The following is a 24660-nucleotide window of genomic DNA, read 5'->3' on the forward strand; positions in this document are numbered from 1 at the left end:
CAAATGGCCGCTTTGCCTTCACTGACGCTGCAGCGCGCGCAGTTCGTCGACGGGAATGTGGCAATGAATCGCGTGGCCATCGCCGGCGTCGCGGCACGGCGGCGTTTCGGTCTCGCAGATCGCGCCGACCTTGCGCCCGCAGCGCGTGTGGAACACGCAGCCCTCGGGCGGATTCGCCGCGCTCGGCAATTCGCCCGACAGACGGATGCGCTTCGCGTGCGTCCCGTCAAGCGACGGCACCGACGAAAGCAGCGCTTCGGTGTACGGATGCTGCGGGCCGTCGAAGACCGCCGCCGCGCGCCCGATTTCCATGATGCGTCCGAGATACAGCACCGCGATGCGATCCGACAGATAGCGCACGACATGCAGATCGTGCGAGATGAACACGTAGCTCACGCGCCGCTCGCGTTGCAGGTCGGCGAGTAGATTGAGGATCGCGGCCTGCACGGAGACGTCGAGCGCGGAGGTCGGCTCGTCGCAGACGACCACGCGCGGATCGCCCGCGAACGCGCGCGCGATCGCGACGCGCTGCTTCAGCCCGCCCGACAGTTGCCGTGTGCGCGAAGTCAGATAGCGCGCCGGCAGGCGCACGGCTTCGGTCAGCGTTTGCAGGCGTTGTTCCTTCGCCTCGCCGCGCAGCGCCGCGAGCTTCGACAACGAACGCGCGATCAGTTGCCGGACCGAATGCGCGCGGTTGAGCGCGGAATCCGGATTCTGGAACACGATCTGCAGCGACTTCACCTGTTCTTCGCTGCGCCGGGTCACGCGTTCGGGCAGCGCCGCGCCGTCGAGTTCGAGCGACGCGCCCTTGTCCGGCGCCACGAGGCCGAGCAGGAGCTTGGCGAGCGTGGTCTTGCCGCTGCCGGATTCGCCGACGAGACCGAGCGTCTCGCCTTGCACGAGATCGAGCGAGACATCGTGGACGGCGCGCACCTCTTCATCGCCGACACGGAAGGTTTTGGAGAGATTGCGCGCCGATAGCGCGAGCGGCTGCCCGTCGCGAGGTTCGACCGGCGCGGGCGCTTCGTCGGTCGAGCGCGGCAGCGTCTGTGCGCGCTCGTGATAGTGACAGCGCGCCATCTGATCGCCGTGCGCGGACGCGACACGATAGGGCGGCGGCGCATCGTTGAGACAGCGCTCGTCGGCGAGCTTGCAGCGCGGCGCGAAAATGCAGCCCTGCGCGATCGATCCCGGCAGCGGCAGCGAGCCGGGAATCGTGTCGAGCCGCCCGGTTTCCTTGCCGCGTCCCTCGCGCGGCAGGCAGCGCAGCAAGCCGACCGTGTATGGGTGACGCGGCTGCGCGAACACGTCGGCGGTGGCGCCTTCCTCCACGAGCTTGCCCGCGTACAGCACGCCGACGCGATCGCACATGCGCCCGATCACCGCGAGATTGTGGCTGATGAAGAGCACGGCCGTGCCGAGTTCCGCACGCAATTGCGCGATGAGATCGAGCACTTCGGCTTCGACGGTGGCGTCGAGCCCGGTGGTCGGCTCGTCGAGAATCAGCAGTTCGGGATTGCACGCGAGCGCCATTGCGATGACGACGCGCTGCTGCATCCCGCCCGACAGCTGATGCGGATAACTATCCATCACGCGCTCGGGCGACGCGATACGCACGCGCTTCAGCATCTCGGCGGTGCGGGACAGCGCTTCATCGGCGGACGCGCCCGTGACTTCGAACGCTTCCGAGACTTGCCGCGCGATCGTCAGCGACGGATTCAGTGCGCGTCCGGGGTCCTGATAGACCATCGATACGGCGTTGGCGCGCATGCCGCGCAGCGCGTCGGCGTTGAGCGTGGCGACGTCGCGCCCGGCGATGGAAATGCGGCCCGCCTTCACGCGGCCGTTGCGCGGCAGGTAGCGCAGCACCGCGAGCGCGGCGGTCGACTTGCCGCATCCCGATTCGCCGACGAGCCCGTATGCCTCACCGCGCTTCACGCGCAAGGTCACGTCCTGCAGCACTTCGCGTTCGCGTCCGCGCGCCCGATAGGCCACCGTCAGGCCGACGATCGTGAGCGCGTCGGCCTGATCGCCTTTGGCGGCGCCGAAGGTGGGAAAGGCCGATGGCGGCGGTCCGTTCATCGGTCGAGCGCTCCTTGCACGGCATCCGCGACGAGATTCACCGCGACGACCAGCGAGGCGATCGCGGCGGCGTCGAACACGACGGTCCACCACGCGCCGCCCGCCATCAGCGTATAGCTCTCGGACAGCGCGAGGCCCCAGTCGGCCGATGGCGGCTGGATGCCGAAGCCGAGGAACGAGAGCGTCGCGACGGCGAAGATCGCGTAGCCGAGCCGCACCGTCGCCTCGACGATGATCGGCGGCAGCACGTTCGGCAGAATCTCCGCGAACATGATGTAGAGCGCGTTTTCGCCGCGCAGTTGCGCCGCGAGCACATAGTCGAGATGCCGTTCGCTCAGCACGGCGGCGCGCACCGTGCGCGCGGTGATCGGCGCGAAGGTCAGGCCGATGACGAGAATCACCGTCGTGTTGCTCGCGCCGACCGCCGCCAGCGCGAGCAGCGCGACGATCACGAGCGGCAGCGCGAGCAGCGCATCGATCGCGCGGCCAATGACGGCGTCGACCCAGCCGTCGAAATAGCCGACGACGAGCCCGATCGCGGTGCCCGCCGCCGTGCCGAGCAGCGTCGCCAAAGGCGCGATGGTCAGGATGTCGCGCGAGCCGACGATCACGCGCGCGAACACGTCGCGGCCGAGCTGGTCGGTGCCGAACCAGTGATCGGTGGACGGGGCGATCAGCGAATTCAGCGGGTCCGACGCGTACGGATCGTGCGGCACGAGCCACTGGCCGGCGAGCGCGCACGCGACCCAGAACAGCAGGATCAGCACGCCGAGCACGAAGGTGCCCGAGCGCAGCAGCGCGCCGAGCGCTTCGAAGCGTTTTGGCTTGACGGGCGCGGGCGACGCGGTCGCGGTGCTCATCGCGAGGCTCCGGTGCGCAGGCGCGGATTGAGCACGACGTAGAGCGCGTCCGCGATCAGATTCGCCGCCGTATAGATCACGCCGATGGTCAGCACGCCGGCTTCGAGCATCGGAAAGTCCTTGCCTCGCGCGGCCGTGTAGATCAGCGAGCCGATGCCCTGGTAATGAAACAGCGTCTCCACCACGACGAGCCCGCCGATCATGTAGCCGAGCTGTGTCGCGGCGACGGTCACGGTCGGCAGCAGTGCGTTGCGCAGCACATGCCGCACGATCACGACGCGTTGCGGCAAGCCCTTGAGAATCGCGGTGCGCGTGTAGTCGGCGTCGAGCGCCTCGACGGTGCCCGCGCGCGCCATCCGCGCGATATAGCCGAAGAACACGAGCACGAGCGGCAGCACCGGCAGGATCAGATGCTTCAGTTGCACGAGGATGTTCGCATCGGCGGGCGCGGTCGCTTCGATCGGCAGCCATTGCAGCCATACGCCGAAGATCAGGATCAGCACGATCGACGAGACGAACTCCGGCACGACCGTCGCCGTCAATCCGCCGATGCTGATGAGCCGGTCGATCCAGCGTCCCGCGTGCAGCGCCGCGTACACGCCGCCCGCGATGCCGAGCGGCACCACGACGACGAACGCGAGCGCGCCGAGCTTCGCCGAGGCCCACAGCGCGCTGCCGATGAACGGCGCGACCGGCGCGCGAAACGCATAGGACTCGCCCATGTCGCCGCGCAGGAAATGGCTGATCCAGCTCGCGTATTGCGTGAGCAGCGGCCGGTCGACGCCGAGCTGATGATTGAGCGCCGCGACGGCGCGCGCATCGGCGAGCGGGCCGAGAATCGCGCGGCCGACGTCGCCGGGCAGGAGCTGGCCGCCGGCGAACACGATCATCGACAGCAGCCAGAGCGTGACGAGCGCGAGCAGCAGCCGCACGCCGACGAAGCGCACGATGCGTTTCATTTTGGCGAAGTCGGCGACGTGCGCCGTCGGCGTGATCGTGCTCATTTACGCGGACACCGTCGCGCGGTCGAACCACATCTGCGAGATCGCGTTGAAGCGCACGCCGGAGACATTGGCGCGCGTGACGATCAACTGGTCGTAGAAGTAGGGGATCACGACCGGCGTTTCGTCGAGCAACAGACGCTGGATCTGGCCGGAGAGCTTCTTCTGCGACGCGACATCGAGCGCCGCGACGAACTGCGCGACGAGTTTGTCGTACTCCGGATTCTTGAAGTGCGCCGCGTTCCAGGTGCCGCTGCTCGTCAGCGGCGCGTTGAGGAACACGTTCGGCACACCGCGATGCCCGTAATCGGTGATGCCGAGCGGCGAATCCAGCCAGTCCGATTTGCCGAACGTGCCCGAGCCGTAGTAGAGATCCTGGCTCTCCACCTTCAATTGGATGCGGATGCCGACCGCCTTCGCCGCGTTCTGCACGACCACCGCGAGATCGGGAATCTCCATGTACTTCTCGGTCGTCAGCGTGATGTCGAAGCCGTTCGCGACGCCGGCATCGCTCATCAATTTTTTGGCTTGAGCGATATCGATCTTGCGTTGCGGCACGGTGAGATCGCTCGACGGAAACACCGGCGCGAACGGGCTGTCGTTGCCGACCTGCGCGCGGCCGCGAAACAGTCCCTTGACGATCACTTCACGGTCGATCGCGAGCGCCAGTGCCTGACGCACGCGCTTGTCCTTGAACGCGCCCATGTCGCAGCGCATGTGAATCTGCCGGTGCGAACTCGACTTCGTGCCCAGCACCTTGAATTGCGGATTCGTGAGGATCGAGACGCCGCCTTGCACGGTGAAATCGCCCATCACGTCGGCCTGGCGGCCTTGCATCGCGAGGAGTTGCGCCTGCTGGTCCGCGTAGAAGGAGAACGTCACGCGATCGGGCAAGGACTTCTCGCCCCAGTAGTCGGGATTGCGCACGAACGACGCGCCGACCTTCGGCGTGTATTTCTCAAGCTTCAGCGCGCCCGTGCCCATGAAGGTCTTTTCATAAGGGCCGGTGAAACTGGCCGGCAGAATCACCGCGTTATACGTATTCGACGAAACGTAGTACGGGAAATTGCCGTTGGGCGCGTCGAGATGAAACTCGACGGTGTGATCGTCGACGGCCTTCGCCGAGTCCTTCGACAGCACGCCCTTGAGCACCGAAAGCGCGGCCGAGCCCGCGCCCGGATCGGACAGGCGGTTGAAGGTCGCGACGACGTCCTTCGCGGTCATCGGCTGGCCGTCGTGGAACTTCACGTTCTGGCGCAGCTTGAAGGTCCACACGTCGCCCTTCGCATTCGACGACCACGACAGCGCCAGCGCGGGCTTGAGCGTCAGATGCTCGCTGTCGTCGTCGATCAGGAATTCGCCCGTCTGGTTGATGAGCGCGAGACCGGCTGCATCCGTCACGGTGAGCGGATCGACGGCGCCCGCCGGCATCAGATGCGCGACGCGGATCGTGCCGCCCGGCTTGCCCGCGCCCTGCGCGCGTGCGAACGGCATGCCGAAGAGGCCGCCAGCGGAAAGCGCCACGCCCAGCACGCTCGCGTGGCGCAGCAGTTCGCGGCGCGTCAGGCGGCCGGCCTTGAATTCGTCGATCGCGTGATTGCCCAGTTCACCCGCATGCGGGCGGGCGAGATCGAGGAGATGCGCGTCGGTCGAAGGTTTCTTCATCGTGTGCGGATGTCGGTAATGTCGCGCTCGCGCGATTCGCCGCGCAAGCGCTCAGGATAGCCGCGCCAGAAGCGCCGCCGCGTCTTGGTGGGGTAGCAAGGAACGCGCCGGGGTTTCATCGCGCGCGCCTTGGCCCGCTTCAGTGATCGTGTGGATGCTTGTGAATGGGATCGACCCAGTAGACTGCCTCGGGCTGCTCCACGGCATCGATATTCAGGTTCACCACCACCGCTTCGTTATCGCTGCGCACGAGCACGCATTCGAGGGGATCGTCGGTGCTGGCGTTGATTTCCTGGTGCGGCACGTAGGGCGGCACGAAAATGAAGTCGCCGGGACCGGCCTCGGCGGTGAATTCGAGGTGCTCGCCCCAGCGCATGCGCGCCTGGCCGCGCACCACATAGATAACGCTTTCGAGCGCGCCGTGATGATGCGCGCCGGTCTTCGCGTTCGGATGGATCGTGACCGTGCCGGCCCAGATTTTCTGCGCGCCGACGCGCGCCGCATTGATCGCGGCCGCGCGGTTCATGCCCGGCGTCTGTGGGGTGTTGGTGTCGAGCTGATCGCCCTTGATGACCTTGACGCCGTGTTCGCGCCAATCAATGTGCTGATGTGGGTCGCTCATGTCGGTTTTATCGTCTGCGGATATGAAAAGTCCGTTGCCGCCACCAACCGAGCGAGCAACGGACTTCCGATACTACACGCTTAAGCGCCGGTCATTTCGCTTTCGCGTTGACGATCGCCTCCGAGACATTGTTCGGCGTTTCCGCGTAGTGCTTGAACTCCATCGTGTAGGTGGCGCGGCCTTGCGTCAGCGAACGCAGCGACGTGGAGTAGCCGAACATCTCGGCGAGCGGCACTTCCGCGCGCACCAGCTTGCCGCCGCCGCCCGCGATGTCCTCCATGCCCTGTACGATGCCGCGTCGGCCGGAGAGATCGCCCATCACGTTGCCCATGAAGTCCTCGGGCGTTTCCACTTCGACGGCCATCATCGGTTCGAGCAGCACCGGCCGCGCGCGGCGCATGCCTTCCTTGAACGCCATCGAGCCGGCCATGCGGAACGCGTTTTCGTTCGAGTCCACGTCGTGGTAGGAGCCGAAGGTCAGCGTCACCTTCACGTCGACGACCGGATAGCCCGCGAGCACGCCGGCCTTCAGCGTTTCCCGAATGCCTTTGTCGACCGCCGGAATGAACTCGCGCGGAATCACGCCGCCCTTGATCGCGTCGACGAATTCGTAGCCCTTGCCCGGGTCCGGCTCCAGCGTGATGACCGCGTGACCGTACTGGCCGCGCCCGCCCGACTGCTTGACGAACTTGCCCTCGACATCCGCGACCTTGTTGCGCACGGTTTCGCGATACGCGACCTGCGGCTTGCCGACCGTCGCCTCGACACCGAATTCGCGCCTCATCCGGTCGACGAGAATTTCGAGGTGCAGCTCGCCCATGCCGGAGATGATGGTCTGGCCGGATTCCTCGTCGCTCGTGACGCGGAACGACGGATCTTCCTGCGCGAGACGGTTCAACGCGATGCCCATCTTTTCCTGATCGGCTTTAGTCTTCGGCTCGACGGCCTGCGAGATCACCGGCTCCGGGAAGATCATCCGTTCGAGGATGATGACGTGATTCGGATCGCACAGCGTGTCGCCGGTGGTCGCTTCCTTCAGGCCGACCGCCGCCGCGATGTCGCCCGCGCGCACTTCCTTGATTTCCTTGCGCTCGTTCGCGTGCATCTGCAGGATGCGGCCGAGGCGCTCCTTCTTTTCCTTCACCGGGTTGTAGACCGTGTCGCCCGAATTCACCACGCCCGAATAGGTGCGAAAGAAGATCAGCTGGCCGACGAACGGGTCCGTCATGATCTTGAAGGCGAGCGCGGAGAACGGCTCGTCGTCGCTCGGATGGCGTTCCGCTTCCTTGTCGTCTTCGGTGTGGCCGAGAATCGCGGGCACGTCGACGGGCGAGGGCAGGTAGTCGATCACCGCGTCGAGCATCGCCTGCACGCCCTTGTTCTTGAACGCGCTGCCGCACAGCATCGGCACGATTTCATTGGCGATGGTGCGCTTTCTGATCCCGCTCTTGATCTCGTCTTCGGTCAGGCTCTCGTGATCTTCGAGATACTTTTCGAGCAGTTCCTCGCTCGATTCCGCTGCCGCCTCGACCATCTTCTCGCGCCATTCGTGTGCGAGCTCCTTGAGGTTGTCGGGAATCTCCTCGTAGTTGAACTTGATGCCCTGGCTGTCGTCGTCCCAGACGATCGCCTTCATCTTCACGAGGTCGACCACGCCCTGAAAATGATCTTCCGCGCCGATGGGAATCTGGATCGGCACCGCAACGCCCTTCAGGCGCTCGCCGATCTGCCGCTGCACGCGAAAGAAGTCCGCGCCGACGCGGTCCATCTTGTTGACGAACGCGATGCGCGGCACCTTGTACTTGTTCGCCTGACGCCACACGGTTTCGGACTGCGGCTGCACGCCGCCGACCGAGTCGTAGACCATGCACGCGCCGTCGAGCACGCGCATCGAGCGTTCCACTTCGATGGTGAAGTCGACGTGTCCCGGCGTATCGATGATGTTGATGCGGTGTTCCGGATAGTTGCCGGCCATGCCCTTCCAGAAAGCCGTCGTGGCCGCGGAGGTGATCGTGATGCCGCGCTCCTGCTCCTGCTCCATCCAGTCCATCGTGGCCGCGCCGTCGTGAACCTCGCCGATCTTGTGCGTCACGCCGGTGTAGAAAAGGATGCGCTCGGTAGTCGTCGTCTTGCCGGCATCGATGTGAGCGCTGATCCCGATATTCCGATAGCGCTCGATGGGAGTCTTGCGGGGCACGTGAACCTCCTGTTGATATGTCGACCCGTGGCCGTCATGCGGCGGCGGTCAGCGCGGCCTGAAGTGGTTGAAACCGGTCGCGCTGAATCCTTTTAGGATAGCGCGTCGGCAGGCTCTTTGCAGGAATCCTGCCAGCCCGCTGCCAGAGACTTTCGAGGCGCAAAAAAACCGGCGTGTCGTGCGACGACGCCGGTTTTCCGATGGAGCGCGGACGCGTTACTGCACGCGCGGCAATCCCTTGATCTGCGTGCCCGGCTTGATGCCCTTCGCCGCGAACCAGCCCTTGGGCATCTCCAGCGCGTACACGCCGTTATTGCGCGGGCAGTGATTGTTCTCGGTTTCGGCCTGCATCTCGTCGATGTCGGTGATCGTGCCGTCGGCGCGGATGAACGCGATCGACAGCGGGATCAGCGTGTTCTTCATCCAGAAGCAATGCACCGCATTTTCGTTGAACACGAAGAGCATGCCTTCGTTCGGTGCGAGCTGCGAGCGATACATGAGACCTTGCTCGCGATCGGCATCGTTCGCGGCGATAGCGGCGTCGATCACATACATGCCCGCAGTGAGTTTCGCGCGCGGAAAATCGGATGGCTGCTTGGCGCCAGGCGGCATCGTCTGCGCTTGCGCGAGCGGAAGCGCCGCGAACGGCAACATCAATGCAATGACGCATGCGCGGATCGTGGCGGCGATGCGCGAGCGCCGGGCCGAAGCCGTCGAACCGAATGAAGACACCAAGGCACGCAACAACAGATTCACGACGCTGCTCCTCTCAAGAGAATCGTTCTGCCGGAAGTTCCGGCGGCCCCGCGCATGTTACTCGATGCGCAGCCACAAAACAAAAGGGCAGATGCCTTGCGGCGATCTGCCCTTCAACGCCGTAAAAACGGCGGTAATGCTCGTTCTTGACTTCGCTATACCGCCGTTTACAACGAACTTACTGAGCTGCCGAAGCGGCTTCCGGAGCCGAAGCGGCTGCCTTCTTGTGCGACGACTTGTGCGACGACTTGTGCGACGACTTCTTGTGCGCCGACTTGTGAGCCGACGAAGCAGCTGCCGGAGCAGCAGCAGCCGGTGCCGAAGCTTCTTGTGCGAAAGCGGCGGTTGCGAACAGGCCAGCGACGAGAGCAGCGATCAGTTTGTTCATGTGTGAATCCTTTAGCTTGAGTAAATTAACCAAACGACCCGGTCATTGAGTCATGTCGGTAAACGAGCCACCTACCTTTCGGTTGACAGTCATATCGATAATTTGATTTTCGATACGGCCGCCGACGCTTGAACCTTTCAAACTCCCTGGAGCACACAGGTTGTTGTAATCAGTTTTCGCTCATGCCGGATAGCTTTCTGCGGCATCTGTGGCCCTTAACGCCTCGCGCGATGAGTCGGTTGACGCGATTTACAGAGAATTGCGCAGCAGACCAAAAAAATTTATTCGACGCGCGATAAGCGCTACTCGATCTTCGTGACACGCGTTCAAGCACATCGCCTTGAATCGTGCAATGTTGCTTATTTTCGAGATAGTTGAATGCGATTCAACGAACGCGCTGCCACGGCGCGCCCGGCGCCACCTCGACGGACTCGCCGGGCGCGATGCCCAGCGCGAAGATATCGAGCGCGCCGATCGCGACGCGCACGAGCCTTAAGGTTGGAAAGCCGACCGCCGCCGTCATGCGTCTGACCTGCCGGTTCTTGCCTTCGGCGATGGCGAGCTCGATCCACGTCGTCGGGATGGCGGCGCGATAGCGGATCGGCGGCGTGCGCGGCCAGAGCGCATCGATTCCGTTTGCGTCGACGAACGCGGTGCGGCACGGGCGCGTCACGTAGTCGCCGAGATCGACGCCCTTCGCGAGCCGCGCGAGCGCGTCGTCGCCGGGCGCGCCTTCGACTTGCGCCCAATAGCGCTTCACGAGCTTGTGGCGCGGCTCGGCGATGCGCGCCTGCAGCGCGCCGTCATCGGTGAGGAGCAGCAAGCCTTCGCTGTCCGCGTCGAGCCGGCCCGCGGGATAGACGCCCGCTGTCTTCACCCAGTCGCCGAGCGACGCGCGCGTTTCGTGCGCGGAGAACTGGCAGATGGTGCCGAAGGGCTTGTTGAGGGCGATGAGCGGCATCGAAGACTCTGGTGCGGGGGCTTTGATCGAATGCGGCATCTTAATGCATGCGCGTGGCCGCCTCGGGCGCGCCGGGGCAGGCCAGCATGGTTAGAATGATGTCCTGACCAACATCGCGGCAGCGTTTGTGCCTGCACCCGCGCCCGCGCATGCTGCATCGCATTGCTCTCTCTGTTCAGTTGCCAGTTTCCAATTCAAGCCCGGCCTTATTTGGAGTCGACCATGTCGTATCAGCACATCAAGGTTCCGGCGGACGGTGACAAGATCACCGTCAACGCGGACTATTCGCTCAACGTCTCGGATCAGCCGATCATCCCGTACATCGAGGGCGACGGCACGGGCGTCGACATCACGCCGGTGATGATCAAGGTCGTCGACGCGGCGGTGGAAAAGGCCTACGGCGGCAAGCGCAAGATCCAGTGGATGGAAATCTACGGCGGCGAAAAGGCGACGCGCGTCTATGGCCCCGACGTCTGGCTGCCCGATGAAACGCTCGACGCGGTGAAGGACTACATCGTGTCGATCAAGGGGCCGCTCACGACGCCGGTCGGCGGCGGCATCCGCTCGCTGAACGTTGCGCTTCGTCAGCAACTCGATCTGTATGTATGTCTGCGGCCGGTGCGCTACTTCAAGGGCGTGCCGTCGCCGGTGCGCGAGCCGGAAAAGATCGACATGGTGATCTTCCGCGAGAACTCGGAAGACATTTACGCGGGCGTCGAATGGCCGGCGGAGTCGCCCGAGGCGAAGAAGGTCATCAAGTTCCTGCGCGAGGAAATGGGCGTGACGAAGATCCGCTTTCCGGAATCGTCGGGGCTCGGCATCAAGCCGGTGTCGCGCGAGGGCACGGAGCGGCTCGTGCGCAAGGCGATCCAGTACGCGATCGACAACGATCGCCGTTCGGTGACGCTCGTGCACAAGGGCAACATCATGAAGTTCACCGAAGGCGCGTTCCGCGACTACGGTTACGCGCTCGCGCAGAAGGAGTTCAACGCGGAGCTGATCGACGGCGGCCCGTGGATGAAGGTCAAGAATCCGAAGTCGGGCAACGACATCGTCGTGAAGGACGTGATCGCCGATGCCTTCCTGCAACAGATCCTGCTGCGTCCCGCCGAATACGACGTGATCGCGACGCTCAACCTGAACGGCGACTACATCTCGGATGCGCTCGCGGCGCAGGTGGGCGGCATCGGCATCGCGCCGGGGGCGAATATGTCGGATTCCGTCGCGATGTTCGAAGCGACGCACGGCACCGCGCCGAAGTACGCGGGCAAGGATTACGTGAACCCGGGCTCGGAGATTCTCTCGGCTGAAATGATGCTGCGCCATCTCGGCTGGTTCGAGGCGGCGGACCGCATCATTTCGTCGATGGAGCAGTCGATTCTTTCGAAGCGCGTCACGTACGACTTCGCACGCCTGATGGAAGGCGCGACGCAGGTATCGTGTTCGGGTTTTGGAGCGGTGATGATCGAGAATATGTGAGGACTCACCTCGGTTCGTTCGTCGTGTTGAATAAAAACCCCGGAAGACCTACGGTCTCCGGGGTTTTTAACAGGCGCGGGTGTCTCATATATGAGCAAGACACAGCGGTAAAAAGCAGGCGTAAAAAAACCCGGCGCGCGGCCGGGTTTCACGAGGCAAAGTCCGATCGAACGGTCAGGCCGATTCCTGGATGTTCGAAGCCTGCTTGCCCTTCGGTCCCTGGACGATCTCGAAGCTGACCTTCTGGCCTTCCTTGAGTGTCTTGAAACCGTTCATTTGAATCGCCGAGAAATGTGCGAACAGATCCTCGCCGCCTTCATCGGGCGTGATGAATCCGTAGCCTTTCGCGTCGTTGAACCACTTGACCGTACCAGTAGACATTCGTACTTCCCCTCTAACTCTCGTCGCAACCTGAGCACGCTCGAAAAGCGGCCACCCCACAATGTGAACCGCCCCCTCCTCACAAGCTCACCTCGGCCTCTTTTTTTTGGTCCGCGGTTGGCCCCCGGAAAAAAGTGCCAGTTTGATTGTTAAATCTCTTAAATCGAGTGTCAAGGAATTTTTGGGATAGCCGTTAAGCTCGTTGCAAAGCGCGCATTCGTAGGGTAATTCCTGCATTGCGTGTGCGCTGCCGTCCAAGCACGTCATCTTGAAAAGTCGCATAATCGACTCACCTGTGGGTTATCCGGCGGCCCGCGACGCCCGGTGCTCGGTTTGTTTTTTTTGTAGCTGTGCGATACTGGATTCGACGAGGTGCAAGCGGGCCGCGCCGAATGGTTGGGCAGCGGCAGGATTCGATGGACGAGAGCTGAGCGAGTGCGATTCCGGCAGTTCATACCGACCAGGCGGTCGGTTCGCTGGAGCGGCAATTGCGGGGGCGTCCGTGTTGTTTAGAATGGGTGTATGGCGACAAATCCCAACAAGCAGGATGGCACGGTACTGGAGCGGCAGGAGCAGAAGCTCAAGAAGCCGGCCATGTACAAGGTGGTGCTGCTGAATGACGACTTCACGCCGATGGAATTCGTCGTGATGATCGTGCAGGAATACTTCAATAAAGATCGTGAGACTGCGACGCAGATCATGCTGAAAGTTCATCGCGAAGGCAGGGGAGTTTGTGGGGTCTACACGCGAGATATCGCGTCGACCAAAGTTGAGCAAGTCGTTAGCCATGCACGGCAAGCGGGACATCCGCTGCAGTGCGTGATGGAGGAAGCATGATTGCCCAGGAACTGGAAGTCAGTCTGCACATGGCGTTTATGGAAGCACGTCAGGCGCGGCACGAGTTCATAACGGTCGAGCATCTCCTGCTCGCCCTGTTGGACAATCCGACCGCGGCTGAGGTGTTGCGCGCCTGCGCAGCCAACATTGAAGATTTGCGTCAGAACCTGCGCAATTTCATTCATGACAACACGCCGACCGTGCCCGGCACGGACGACGTCGATACTCAGCCGACGCTTGGTTTCCAGCGCGTGATCCAGCGCGCGATCATGCACGTGCAATCGACCTCGAACGGCAAGAAGGAAGTGACCGGCGCGAACGTGCTGGTCGCGATCTTCGGCGAGAAGGATTCGCACGCGGTGTACTACCTGCAGCAGCAGGGCGTGACGCGTCTGGATGTCGTGAATTTCATTTCGCATGGCATCGCGAAGACGAACAGCGGCGATGCCGCGAAGGCGAACAGCGAAGTCAATCCGGAATCGGAAGACGCCGCCGCGCAGAAGGAAACGCCGCTCGCGCAGTTCACGCAGAACCTCAATCAGCTCGCGAAGGACGGCAAGATCGATCCGCTGATCGGCCGCGAGCTGGAAGTCGAACGCGTGGTGCAGGTGCTGTGCCGCCGACGCAAGAACAATCCGCTGCTCGTCGGTGAGGCCGGCGTCGGCAAGACCGCGATCGCCGAAGGTCTCGCGTGGCGCATCACGCGCGGCGAAGTGCCGGACATTCTGGCCGACGCGCAGGTGTATTCGCTCGACATGGGCGCGCTGCTCGCGGGCACGAAGTATCGCGGCGATTTCGAGCAGCGTCTGAAGACGGTGCTCAAGGAACTGAAGGAGCGTCCGCACGCCATTCTGTTCATCGACGAGATTCATACGCTGATCGGCGCGGGCGCGGCTTCGGGCGGCACGCTCGACGCATCGAACCTGCTGAAGCCGGCGTTGTCGTCGGGGCAGTTGAAGTGCATCGGCGCGACCACGTTCACGGAATATCGCGGCATCTTCGAGAAGGACGCAGCCTTGTCGCGTCGTTTCCAGAAAGTCGATGTCACGGAGCCGACCGTCGAACAGACTGTCGCGATCCTGCGCGGGCTCAAGACGCGCTTCGAAGAGCATCACGGCGTGAAGTACTCGTCGGGTGCGCTGTCGGCGGCGGCGGAACTGTCGGCGCGCTTCATCACGGATCGTCATCTGCCGGACAAGGCGATCGACGTGATCGACGAAGCGGGCGCGGCGCAACGCATCCTGCCGAAGTCGAAGCAGAAGAAGACCATCGGCAAGAGCGAGATCGAAGAGATCATCTCGAAGATCGCGCGCGTGCCGGCGCAAAGCGTGTCGCAGGACGACCGCAGCAAGCTCCAGACGCTCGACCGCGATCTGAAGGCTGTCGTGTTCGGGCAGGACCCGGCCATCGACGCGCTGTCGGCATCGATCAAGATGGCGCGCGCGGGCCTCGGCAAGCTGGACAAGCCGATCGGCGCGTTCCTGTTCTCCGGGCCGACGGGCGTCGGCAAGACGGAAGTGGCGAAGCAGCTCGCATTCACGCTGGGCATCGAACTGCTGCGCTTCGACATGTCGGAGTACATGGAGCGTCACGCGGTGAGCCGGTTGATCGGCGCGCCGCCGGGCTATGTCGGATTCGATCAGGGCGGTTTGCTGACCGAAGCCGTCACGAAGAAGCCGCACTGCGTGCTGCTGCTCGATGAAATCGAGAAGGCGCATCCGGACATCTACAACGTGCTGCTGCAGGTGATGGATCACGGCACGCTGACGGACAACAACGGCCGCAAGGCGGACTTCCGCAACGTCATCATCATCATGACGACGAATGCGGGCGCCGAGGCGATGGGCAAGGCGGTGATCGGTTTCACGTCGCGTCGCGAGTCGGGCGACGAAATGGCCGACATCAAGCGCATGTTCACGCCGGAGTTCCGCAACCGTCTGGATCAGATCATCAGCTTCCGCTCGCTGGACGAGGAAATCATCCTGCGCGTGGTCGACAAGTTCCTCATGCAGCTGGAAGATCAGTTGCACGAGAAGAAGGTCGATGCGGTCTTCACCGACACTTTGCGCAAGCATCTCGCGAAGCACGGTTTCGATCCGCTGATGGGCGCGCGCCCGATGCAGCGTCTGATTCAGGACACGATCCGTCGTGCGCTGGCCGACGAACTGCTGTTCGGCAAGCTGCTCAACGGCGGCCGCGTGACGGTGGATGTCGATGCGGACGACAAGGTCCAGTTGACGTTCGACGAGAACTCGACGCCGCCGCGCAATCCGAATCCGGAAGCGATCGAAGTCGACTGATTGGCTTGAAGCAGGACAAAAGGCGTGGACTTGAAAAAGTCCACGCCTTTTTCGTTTTTGCGCTCAACGCGTGGCGCTCATTGATCGAACCTGATCGGCGCGTTCATGTAGTCGTTGAGCTTGTTGCGCGTCCACGCCTCCGGATTGCCGACCGATGACACGATGCCCGTGGTCGATCCGCCGCCGAGCAGCACGGCGAAGATGCCTCGCAGCGCGAAATCCGTGTACATCGGCAGCGATACATCGAACGGTTCCGAGCGGATGAACATGTCCTTCGCCGTGTTCCCCATATACTGGGTCTCGTTCGGAAATACGAGCGCAAGAATGTTCGCGTTGACGTTGTTGTAATCCGAACCGATCGCGGCATCGCCCATGATGCAGCTTCCGCCCGTCCCCCAGTGTTGCGAGTCGAAGCTGGTGGGAACGGAGTCGGACGTGTTCGGCGTGCGGCTCGCGGGAATCTGCCATGGCATCACCGGCATTTTCAGCGCGAGACTCAGTTGCTCGCAAAAGTCGAAGTATCGGCCCCATTCGCGCGTCCAGTAGCAGTATCCGTTGACGTAGGCGCGTTGCGTGAAATCGTCCGCCTCGTAGCGGTCGACGGCGAGGAAGTCGGGCACATTGGGGCCGCCGTAAGCGCCGAGCGAGTTCACGTAGCTGGCCATCTGGCTCGCCATGGCGGCCGGATCGTCATCGCGGTAGATCCACTCCGAATCGCCCAGTCCCCACAGATTGACTTGCCAGCCGAAGGTCACGCTCGGAGCGACCGTGCGCGTCAGCCAGTTCACTGCGGCGACATAACCCGCCAGGGTGTCGGTGATGGTCGAGGGCACTGTTGCCTTCACCTTTCTGGCGGCGAGCGCATCCTTGAGCGGCTTGACCACGGGCATCGCATAGCTTGGTCCGAGTTTCATCTGCTGACATTCGCCGAGGAAATCGGGATTCACGATGAAGCCGGCCGGCACGGGATGCGCGCGGTCCAGCGCTTGCGTCGCGATGTCGAGCGCGAGGATGTAATTGGCGAAGCTATTGGTGTGCGCGGTCGCGTCCTGCAATACGTGGTCCGCGTCGCCGCCGGAAAGGTTGCAGGTGTACGAGACCATCACCGGCAGCACGGGCTGAACATTGCCGAGGGCCGTTTCCGTGTCGCGCGCGAGCTGGATGATCTCGCGCGTCTTCGGGTCGTCGTCCAGTATGACGCTTGCATCGCCGGCGCCGTCGTTCCCCGCGTACGAGAAGACCGACGTCGCGCGGGCCGCGACGAAATCGGCTTTGTCGTTCGGCGTCAGGTCCGCGCATCCGCCAAAGCCGAGATAGGGCGGGAAGCCTCGCACGTTGAGATTGGCCGAGCGCGTCACCGATACGGCCAGACTGTTCGTGCCCGACGCAGACACCGTGATCTGAGCGGGCGCGGTCACGGCGTACACAGTGCCGTTGTCGAGGAAGTTGCCGGTCACCACCGTATAGGCACCCGGTTTCACCGGTGTGCTGAACGCCGTCTGCTGCGTCTGCACGTCGAACGACTGCGAGTAGTTCGTGCTGCCGGTGAGACGCACCGTGATCTGCCGGTCGACGGTCTGATCGGCAGTCAGGCTGACCGGCAACGCGACGAAACCCTGCGTGTCGACGGGCGTCTGGGTCACGTTCGAGTCAGTGATACTGACGGTCTTCAACGCGTTCTCCAGCGCCACGGGGGGAACCACGAACGTGAAGTTGACGTTGTTGAGCGCGATCGGCTTGATCGAAACCTGAGCGGTCACGCCCACGGGCAGGCGGCGCAGTTGCGTCGTCTTGCTCACGCCTGACTGAAATTGCGCGAGCGTCGCGCCTGTGGCGGCGTTGCTCACTGTCACGTCGAGGGTTTCGGTCGAGAGGTCCGACAGATCGCCGATCGCGATGTCGAGCGCGGCAAAGCGTTGCACCGGCTGGAACGAGACCGTCACATTGGTGGTCTGTCCGGTTGCGATGTTAGCCTGGCCCGGCTGGATCAGAAGGTCGGCGACGACGGTTTGCTCCGCGTTGCTGAGCGGCTTGCCAGTGATGGTGTACGCGCCCTGCTCCAGATCGATCGAAGCGGATTGGCCGTATTGAAGGTTGAGCGGCGTGGATGTGCTGCCGAGCGTGAAGACGATCTGCGGTGTCACGGTGTCGAGCGCCGGATCGGGACTCGGCCCGCATGCGACCAGCGCGGTTCCGGTGATGGCGGGCGCCGCGTCGGCGGCGAAGATGAATGAGTTCAGCCAGGTATCGGTGTTCTTCGTCAGGTCGCCGTTGACGCCGATCGAGATCGCGTCGCCGGATGCGAGCGCATAGCTTGTAATCCCGGAAATCAGCGGCAAGGTCGCGGTCACCGAGAATGTACCGCCGTCGAGTTGCGTGTTGGTCACGATCGTGGCAGCCGGGTCGATCACCCACTGCGTGAACTGCACGGAGATAAACGTCGAATCGACGGATGCGGGAGATTTGAAATTCATTGAAAGAAACTTCGTGAATTTCACTGACGTGCCATCTTCGTAGCGCAAATTCTTCACGATGATATTGCCATACCACTCCGTTGCGCCGGATTGCACTGTCGCGTCGTACAGGATTTTCATCATATTTTCCTTGGGCCGAATTTCGCCGGTAAAGCGGCGTGTATCGGTTAAGTTGAAACATTTTTAACTAAGGATAACGAAATAAATAATCTGATTTTGGATGGGTAATGATTCCCTCCTTTATTCAAGTAATCGAGTTGGCGCCTGCGTGCTTGGGCGCGGGAAGGCGCGACGGTCGCTCACGCTCCGCGAGCCTGACCAACGATCATATGTATACCTTTCAAATTGCTTAAAAAGTATGAAAATTTGTAGTAAACAGCGTCTTGCGGCTACCCCGAATTGCGCTCATTTCTCAATGTCTGATTGGCCGCCGCGCGAAAAAAGAAAACGCGGATTATCGAGTGGATAATCCGCGTCATTTGCGAAATCTGATTCAAACTGAGTGGGTGAATACCCGTTTGTTTCAACGCCTGCTCAATGCTTGCCCGTGCTGCCGAAACCGCCCGCGCCGCGCTCGCTCGCCTCGAAATCGTCGACGATATTGAACTGCGCCTGCACGACCGGCACGATGACCATCTGCGCGAGACGCTCCATCGGATTGAGTGTGAACGCGGTGTCGCCGCGATTCCATGTCGAGACCATCAACTGGCCTTGATAATCCGAGTCGATCAGTCCGACGAGATTGCCGAGCACGATGCCGTGCTTGTGGCCGAGGCCCGAGCGCGGCAGGATCACCGCGGCGTAGCCGGGATCGGCGAGATGAATGGCGAGGCCGGTCGGCACCAGCACGGTCTGATGCGGCTCGATGACGAGTGGCGCTTCGAGACACGCGCGCAGATCGAGGCCCGCGCTGCCGGGCGTGGCGTAGGCGGGCAGATAGTCGCGCATGCGCGCGTCGAGAATCTTGACGTCGAGTTTCATGGATCGAGGCGTTATTGATGCGATCGGCCGAGCTCGAAGGCTTCGGCCAAAAGTTGATAGGACCGCGTGCGCGCGGCGTAGCTGCCCGAGACTGTCAGAACGATCAGTTCATCGGCGTTGAATTGTTCCTGCAGCGCGTGCAGCTTTTCCGTCACGCGCTCCGGCGTGCCGATGATGCTGCGCGCTTTCTCATGCGCGATCACCGCCAGTTCGCGCTCGCCGTAGACCTGCGAGATGCCTTGCGCGATGCTCGGAATCGGCTGGTTGACGCCATACGCCATCTGCACACGGCGCAGATCGACGGCGCGTTCGAGCGCCTCGGCTTCGCGATCCGTATCAGCGCAGATGACGAACACCGCCGCCGCCAGATACGGCTTTTCCTCGTGGCCAGCGGTGAAGCGCTCGCGATACGCCTCTGCCACGCGATGCCCGTATTGCGCGTTGATGAAATGCGCGAACGCGAAGCGAATGCCGAGCTGGGCGGCGAGCAAGCCGCCGAAATCGCTGGAGCCGAGCATCCACAATTGCGGACGCGTATCGATCTGCGGCTGCAACAGCACGCCTTTGGCGAGCGAGTCGTCGGGAAGATTGCCGCTGAAGAGCGCGACCAGTTCCGCCACCTGCTGCGCAAAGATGTCGCCGCGATTGTACGAACCCGCCGCGACCGCCTGCGCCGTGCGCATGTCGCCGCCGGGCGCGCGTCCGACGCCGAGATCCACGCGATTCGGAAACAGCGCTTCGAGCATGAGGAACTGCTCGGCGACCTTGAACGGCGAGTAATACGGCAACATCACGCCGCCCGAGCCGATGCGGATGCGCTTGGTCAGACTGCCGATGCGCGCGAGCATCACTTCGGGGCATGGGTTCGAGACGCCGTATAAACCGTGATGCTCCGCGCACCAGTAGCGCGTGTAGCCGAGGTCGTCGGCGAGTTGCGCGAGATCGAGCGTCGCGGCGATCGCATCGGCGACACTATGGCCGTGGATGACCGGCGTCTGATCGAGAACGGAAAGCTTCGTCATGACAGCAGCGGGCCGCCGGTTTTCGGTGCGCGCCGGGCGATTTCCGCGATCAGCGTGCGCGCGAGTTGCAGCTTGTCTGCGCGTGGCAGTGGCGTCGCGCCTGAGGCTTCGAACAGCACGACCTCGTTGTCGTCGCGGCCGAAAGTGAGCGGGCCGAGATTGCCGATCAGAAGCGGCACGTTCTTGCGTTTGCGCTTGTCTTCGCCGTGGACATCGAGATCGCCGCTTTCCGCCGCGAAGCCGACACAGTAGGGCGGATTCGGCAGCTTCGCTACCGTCGCGAGAATGTCGGGATTTTCGACGAAGTTAAAGGTCGGCAAGGCGTCGCCGGTCTTCTTGATTTTCTGTTCGCTCACATGATCGACGCGCCAGTCCGCGACCGCCGCCACCGCGATGAAGATGTCCGCGTCGGGCGTCGCCGCCATCACGGCGTCGTGCATTTGCTGCGCGGTCTGCACGTCCTCGCGATACACGCCCCACGGCGTGGCAAGCCCAACCGGACCGGCGACGAGATGCACATCCGCGCCCGCCTGCGCCGCCGCGCGCGCGAGCGCGAAACCCATTTTCCCCGACGAGCGATTGGTGATACCGCGCACAGGATCGAGCGGCTCGAAGGTCGGGCCCGCCGTGATCAGCACGCGCTGGCCACGCAAAATCTTCGGCTGGAAGAAGGCGCAGATCGCTTCGAACGCGGCTTCCGGCTCGATCATGCGGCCGTCGCCGACTTCGCCGCACGCCTGCGAGCCCGAATCCGGTCCGAGCACCTCGACGCCATCCGCGCGAAGCTGCGCGACATTGCGCTGCGTCGCCGGGTTCTGCCACATTTGCCGGTTCATGGCCGGAACCACAAGCAGCGGACAATCGCGCGCGATGCACAGCGTCGAGAGCAGATCGTCGCACCTGCCTTGCGCGAGCTTCGCGAGGAAGTCGGTGGAGGCGGGCGCGATGACGATGGCATCGGCCTCGCGCGAGAGATCGATGTGCGGCATGTTGTTCGGCATGCGCGCATCCCATTGCGACGTATAGACGGGACGGCCCGAGAGCGCCTGCATCGTGACGGGCGTGATGAACTGCGTGGCCGCTTCGGTCATCACGATCTGCACGGTCGCGCCGGCCTTGATGAGCAGGCGCGTGAGTTCGGCGATCTTGTAGCAGGCGATGCCGCCGGTCAGGCCTAAAACGAGATGTTTGCCCGCGAGTTCCAACTTGCCTCCATCGCAAAAGAACACGGCTCCGGTGAGGGAGCCGTGCGTGAAGATCAGCGCGAGCCGCGCACGCGCCGCAATTCGTCGAACACCAGCAGCACCGCGCCGACGGTGATCGCGCTATCGGCGAGATTGAACGCGGGCCAGTGCCACGCGTTCACGTGAAAGTCCAGGAAGTCGATGACGTGCCCGTACGCGATCCGGTCGATCACATTGCCGATCGCGCCACCCATGATGAGCGAGAGCGCGAGACAGAAGAGCCGTTGCGTTGCGTGCTTCTTCAGCAGATAGCAGATCACGATGGCCGCGACGACGCCCAGCGCCGTGAACGCCCAGCGCTGCCAGCCGCCGGCCATCGCGAGGAAGCTGAACGCCGCGCCGCGGTTGTACACGAGCAGCAGGTTGAAGAAGGGCGTGAGCGCGTGCGGATCGCCGTAGGCGAACACGCGCTGCACGGCGATCTTCGTCAACTGGTCGAACAGGATCACGATCAGCGCGACGCCGAGCCACGGCGCGAGCGACCCACTGCTGGAAGTTTGTTTCGCCATCGTTCGAGCCATTATGCTGCGCCTCGCGTTTCGCCGGCGCCGAAGAGGTTGGAGAAGCAGCGGCCGCACAGACCCGGATGATCCGCGTGCGAGCCGACGTCCGCGCAATAGTGCCAGCAGCGCTCGCACTTCATGTAGCTCGATGCCGTCACGTCGACGCCTTCATCCGCTTCGCCCGCCACCTTTTCCAGTCGCGCCGATGACGTGATGAGCACGAAGCGCAGCGCATCGCCGAGGCTTGCGAGCGCGTCGTAGCGCGCGCCGCTCGCGCGAACCAGCACTTCGGCTTGCAGCGACGAACCGATCTGGTTCGCCGTGCGCGCTTCTTCCAGCGCCTTCGTCACGTCGCCGCGCGCGTTACGGATGAGCGTCCACTTGTCGAGCAGATCGCCGCCGTTCGCGATGTCCGGATACGCCGCGAAGACTTCGTTGAAGATCGTGTCCTGACCGGGCTTGAGCACCTTGTACGCTTCTTCCGCCGTGAACGACAGATACGGCGCAACGAGCCGCAACAGGCCGTGCGCGATATGGAACAGCGCGGTCTGCGCGCTGCGGCGTTCGCGCGAATCGGGCTTCGTCGTATAGAGGCGGTCTTTCAGCACGTCGAGATAGAAGCCGCCGAGGTCTTCCGAGCAGAACGTCGCGATCTTCGCGACCACCGGATGGAACTCGTACTTCTCGTAGTGTGCGAGCGCGTCGTCCTGCAGGTTGCGCGTGAGCGCGATGGCGTAGCGATCGATCTCCAGCCAGTCCTGAACCGGCAGCGCGTTCTTCTCGAAGTCGAAGTCGGAAAGATTCGCGAGCAGGAAGCGCAGCGTATTGCGGATACGTCGATACGTCTCGGTGACGCGCTTGAGAATTTCCTCGGAGATCGCGAGCTCGCCGGAATAATCCGTCGATGCGATCCACAGGCGGATGATTTCCGCGCCGAGCCGGTTCGACACCTCATGCGGATCGATGCCGTTGCCGAGCGACTTCGACATCTTGCGGCCTTCGCCATCGACGGTGAAGCCGTGCGTGAGCAGCGCGTCGTAGGGCGGACGGCCGTCGAGCATCGACGCCGTCAGCAGCGACGAATGGAACCAGCCGCGATGCTGGTCCGAGCCTTCGAGATACAGATCGGCCGGGAATTGCAGCGAATCCTTGTGCGAGCCGCGCAGCACGTGCCAGTGCGTCGTGCCGGAATCGAACCACACGTCGAGCGTGTCGCGATTCTTTTCGTACATGTTGGCGTCGTCGCCGATCAGCTCGCGCGGATCGAGCTTCTGCCACGTTTCGATACCGCCTTCCTCGACGCGCTTGGCGACTTCCTCCAGCAACTCCAGCGTGCGCGGATGCAGCTCGCCGGTTTCCTTGTGGACGAAGAACGCCATCGGCACGCCCCATTGACGCTGACGCGAAAGCGTCCAGTCCGGGCGGTTCGCGATCATGCTGTAGAGACGCTGCTTGCCCCACGACGGATAGAACGCCGTGTTCTCGACGCCTTCGAGCGCGGTCTCGCGCAGCGTCTTGCCGCCGTCCTTCGGCTTCACGTCCATGCCCGCGAACCATTGCGAGGTCGCGCGATAGATGATCGGCGTCTTGTGGCGCCAGCAGTGCATGTAGCTGTGCGTGTACTTTTCGCTCTTCAACAGCGAGCCCGCGCCTTCGAGCGCCTCGACGATCTGCGGATTCGCCTTCCAGATCGACAGCCCGCCGAACAGCGGCAGCGATTCGATATAGCGGCCATCGCCCATCACCGGATTGATGATGTCGGAATCCGACATGCCGTGCGCCTTGCACGACACGAAGTCTTCCACGCCATACGCCGGCGACGAATGCACGATGCCCGTGCCGCTTTCGGTCGTCACGTAGTCGCCGAGATAGACGGGCGCGGTGCGCTTGTAGCCCGGATGCGCGGCCGCGAGCGGATGATGGAAGCGCAGATTGGTGAGCTTCTCGCCGGGCGCCGTCGCGATGACTTCACCGGGGATGCCGTAATTCTGCAGGCACGCTTCGACACGTTCTTCCGCCAGGATCAGCAACCCGCGCGGCGTATCGACGAGCGCGTAGACGATCTCCGGATGCACGTTGAGCGCCTGGTTGGCGGGAATGGTCCAGGGCGTCGTCGTCCAGATGACGATGCCGCCTTCAGCCTTCGGCAGCGCGGGCAGGCCGAACGCCTGCGCCGTCTTCCCGGGTTCCGCGAACGCGAACACCACGTCGATGGTCGGATCGGTCTTGTCCTTGTACTCGACTTCCGCTTCGGCGAGCGCGGAACCGCAGTCGAAACACCAGTTCACCGGCTTCAGACCACGGAACACATAGCCTTTTTCCATGATCTTGCCGAGCGCGCGGATTTCGCCCGCTTCGTTGGCGAAGTTCATCGTCTTGTACGGATTGTCCCAGTCGCCCAGCACGCCCAGACGCCGGAAGCCGGCCTTCTGTTTCTCGATCTGCTCGCCGGCATACGCGCGCGCCTTCTGCATCACTTCGGCGGCGGGCAGCGACTTGCCGAACTGCTTTTCGATCTGGATTTCGATCGGCATGCCGTGGCAGTCCCAGCCCGGCACGTAGACCGCGTCGAAGCCCGCGAGATTGCGCGCCTTGACGATCATGTCCTTCAGGATCTTGTTGACCGCGTGACCGAGGTGGATGTCGCCGTTCGCGTACGGCGGGCCGTCGTGCAGGATGAACTTCTTGCGGCCCTTCGAGGCGGCGCGGATCTTCTCGTAGACCTTGTTGTCCTGCCATTCCTTGACCCACGCGGGTTCGCGCTTCGGCAGGTCGCCGCGCATCGGGAAAGGCGTGTCGAGCAGGTTGACGGGGTACTTCGAGGAGGCTTTCTCTTTCTTGTCGCTCATGGGTGACTCAGTGAATTCGGTGAGACGGCGCTTTGACTTGCGCGCGGTGTGTCGATGA

19 protein-coding genes are annotated in these 24660 nt (G+C 63.1%); 3 read left to right on the forward strand and 16 right to left on the reverse strand.

Translation table 11 applies throughout. The annotated features are described in order from the left end of the window. Window positions 1–18 precede the first annotated feature (18 nt). From AWB80_RS02145 to AWB80_RS02185, 9 genes are all read right to left on the reverse strand, one after another. A complete protein-coding gene (locus AWB80_RS02145) occupies window positions 19–2082 on the reverse strand; it encodes an ABC transporter ATP-binding protein (protein ID WP_061172968.1) in 2064 nt (687 codons plus the stop codon). Beyond that, window positions 2079–2942: an ABC transporter permease gene (locus AWB80_RS02150; protein WP_061172969.1), complete on the reverse strand. Its 864-nt coding sequence runs from the start codon at window positions 2940–2942 to the stop codon at window positions 2079–2081. Before AWB80_RS02150 ends, AWB80_RS02145 begins: the two co-directional genes overlap by 4 nt. After that, window positions 2939–3946, reverse strand: coding sequence for an ABC transporter permease (locus AWB80_RS02155; protein ID WP_061172970.1), 1008 nt, complete (start codon window positions 3944–3946; stop codon window positions 2939–2941). Before AWB80_RS02155 ends, AWB80_RS02150 begins: the two co-directional genes overlap by 4 nt. Further along, window positions 3947–5608: an ABC transporter substrate-binding protein gene (locus AWB80_RS02160; RefSeq protein WP_061172971.1), complete on the reverse strand. Its 1662-nt coding sequence runs from the start codon at window positions 5606–5608 to the stop codon at window positions 3947–3949. It abuts the gene before it with no gap. A 139-nt stretch (window positions 5609–5747) separates the two neighbouring features. Then, window positions 5748–6230 carry a cupin domain-containing protein gene (locus AWB80_RS02165; RefSeq protein ID WP_061172972.1) on the reverse strand — a complete coding sequence of 161 codons (483 nt, stop codon included), beginning with the start codon at window positions 6228–6230 and terminating at the stop codon, window positions 5748–5750. 91 nt (window positions 6231–6321) lie between these two features. Beyond that, window positions 6322–8427: an elongation factor G gene (gene fusA, locus AWB80_RS02170; RefSeq protein WP_061172973.1), complete on the reverse strand. Its 2106-nt coding sequence runs from the start codon at window positions 8425–8427 to the stop codon at window positions 6322–6324. 216 nt (window positions 8428–8643) lie between these two features. After that, window positions 8644–9081 (reverse strand): DUF192 domain-containing protein, encoded by a 438-nt coding sequence (locus tag AWB80_RS02175; protein ID WP_096031967.1) that lies wholly within the window; start codon window positions 9079–9081, stop codon window positions 8644–8646. Between the two features lie 280 nt (window positions 9082–9361). After that, window positions 9362–9571, reverse strand: a complete 210-nt coding sequence (locus tag AWB80_RS02180; protein ID WP_061172974.1) for a hypothetical protein — start codon at window positions 9569–9571, stop codon at window positions 9362–9364. Window positions 9572–9956: 385 nt separating this feature from the next. Further along, window positions 9957–10532, reverse strand: a complete 576-nt coding sequence (locus AWB80_RS02185) for a pseudouridine synthase (protein WP_061172975.1) — start codon at window positions 10530–10532, stop codon at window positions 9957–9959. Window positions 10533–10754: 222 nt separating this feature from the next. On the opposite strand from AWB80_RS02185, the gene icd reads away from it, so the two are divergent. After that, window positions 10755–12011 (forward strand): NADP-dependent isocitrate dehydrogenase, encoded by a 1257-nt coding sequence (gene icd, locus AWB80_RS02190; RefSeq protein WP_061172976.1) that lies wholly within the window; start codon window positions 10755–10757, stop codon window positions 12009–12011. Between the two features lie 174 nt (window positions 12012–12185). Here the strand turns inward: icd and AWB80_RS02195 are convergent, their stop codons facing one another. Continuing rightward, on the reverse strand, window positions 12186–12392 hold the full coding sequence (locus tag AWB80_RS02195) for a cold-shock protein (RefSeq protein WP_035497884.1): 207 nt from the start codon (window positions 12390–12392) through the stop codon (window positions 12186–12188). Between the two features lie 522 nt (window positions 12393–12914). Here AWB80_RS02195 and clpS point away from each other — a divergent pair. After that, window positions 12915–13229: an ATP-dependent Clp protease adapter ClpS gene (gene clpS, locus AWB80_RS02200; RefSeq protein ID WP_061135498.1), complete on the forward strand. Its 315-nt coding sequence runs from the start codon at window positions 12915–12917 to the stop codon at window positions 13227–13229. Continuing rightward, window positions 13226–15529: an ATP-dependent Clp protease ATP-binding subunit ClpA gene (clpA, locus tag AWB80_RS02205; protein ID WP_061172977.1), complete on the forward strand. Its 2304-nt coding sequence runs from the start codon at window positions 13226–13228 to the stop codon at window positions 15527–15529. The genes clpS and clpA overlap by 4 nt, the downstream gene beginning before the upstream one ends. A 77-nt stretch (window positions 15530–15606) precedes the next feature. Here the strand turns inward: clpA and AWB80_RS02210 are convergent, their stop codons facing one another. The 6 genes from AWB80_RS02210 to ileS all read right to left on the reverse strand — a co-directional run bounded on the left by AWB80_RS02210 (window position 15607) and on the right by ileS (window position 24602). After that, on the reverse strand, window positions 15607–18003 hold the full coding sequence (locus AWB80_RS02210; protein ID WP_244206351.1) for a hypothetical protein: 2397 nt from the start codon (window positions 18001–18003) through the stop codon (window positions 15607–15609). A 534-nt stretch (window positions 18004–18537) separates the two neighbouring features. Beyond that, the gene (dut, locus tag AWB80_RS02215; protein ID WP_061172978.1) at window positions 18538–18984 is read right to left on the reverse strand and encodes a dUTP diphosphatase; all 447 of its coding nucleotides are present in this window, start codon (window positions 18982–18984) and stop codon (window positions 18538–18540) included. Window positions 18985–18995: 11 nt separating this feature from the next. Then, window positions 18996–20006 (reverse strand): LLM class flavin-dependent oxidoreductase, encoded by a 1011-nt coding sequence (locus AWB80_RS02220; RefSeq protein WP_061172979.1) that lies wholly within the window; start codon window positions 20004–20006, stop codon window positions 18996–18998. Continuing rightward, complete coding sequence (gene coaBC / locus AWB80_RS02225) at window positions 20003–21211, reverse strand: bifunctional phosphopantothenoylcysteine decarboxylase/phosphopantothenate--cysteine ligase CoaBC (protein ID WP_061173104.1); 1209 nt, start codon at window positions 21209–21211, stop codon at window positions 20003–20005. The genes AWB80_RS02220 and coaBC overlap by 4 nt, the downstream gene beginning before the upstream one ends. Window positions 21212–21264: 53 nt before the next feature. Further along, complete coding sequence (gene lspA, locus AWB80_RS02230; protein WP_061172980.1) at window positions 21265–21771, reverse strand: signal peptidase II; 507 nt, start codon at window positions 21769–21771, stop codon at window positions 21265–21267. Further along, the gene (ileS, locus tag AWB80_RS02235; protein WP_061172981.1) at window positions 21771–24602 is read right to left on the reverse strand and encodes an isoleucine--tRNA ligase; all 2832 of its coding nucleotides are present in this window, start codon (window positions 24600–24602) and stop codon (window positions 21771–21773) included. The genes lspA and ileS overlap by 1 nt, the downstream gene beginning before the upstream one ends. Window positions 24603–24660: the final 58 nt, after the last annotated feature.

Source organism: Caballeronia pedi, assembly GCF_001544915.2.
GTDB classification, from domain to species: Bacteria; Pseudomonadota; Gammaproteobacteria; order Burkholderiales; family Burkholderiaceae; genus Caballeronia; species Caballeronia pedi.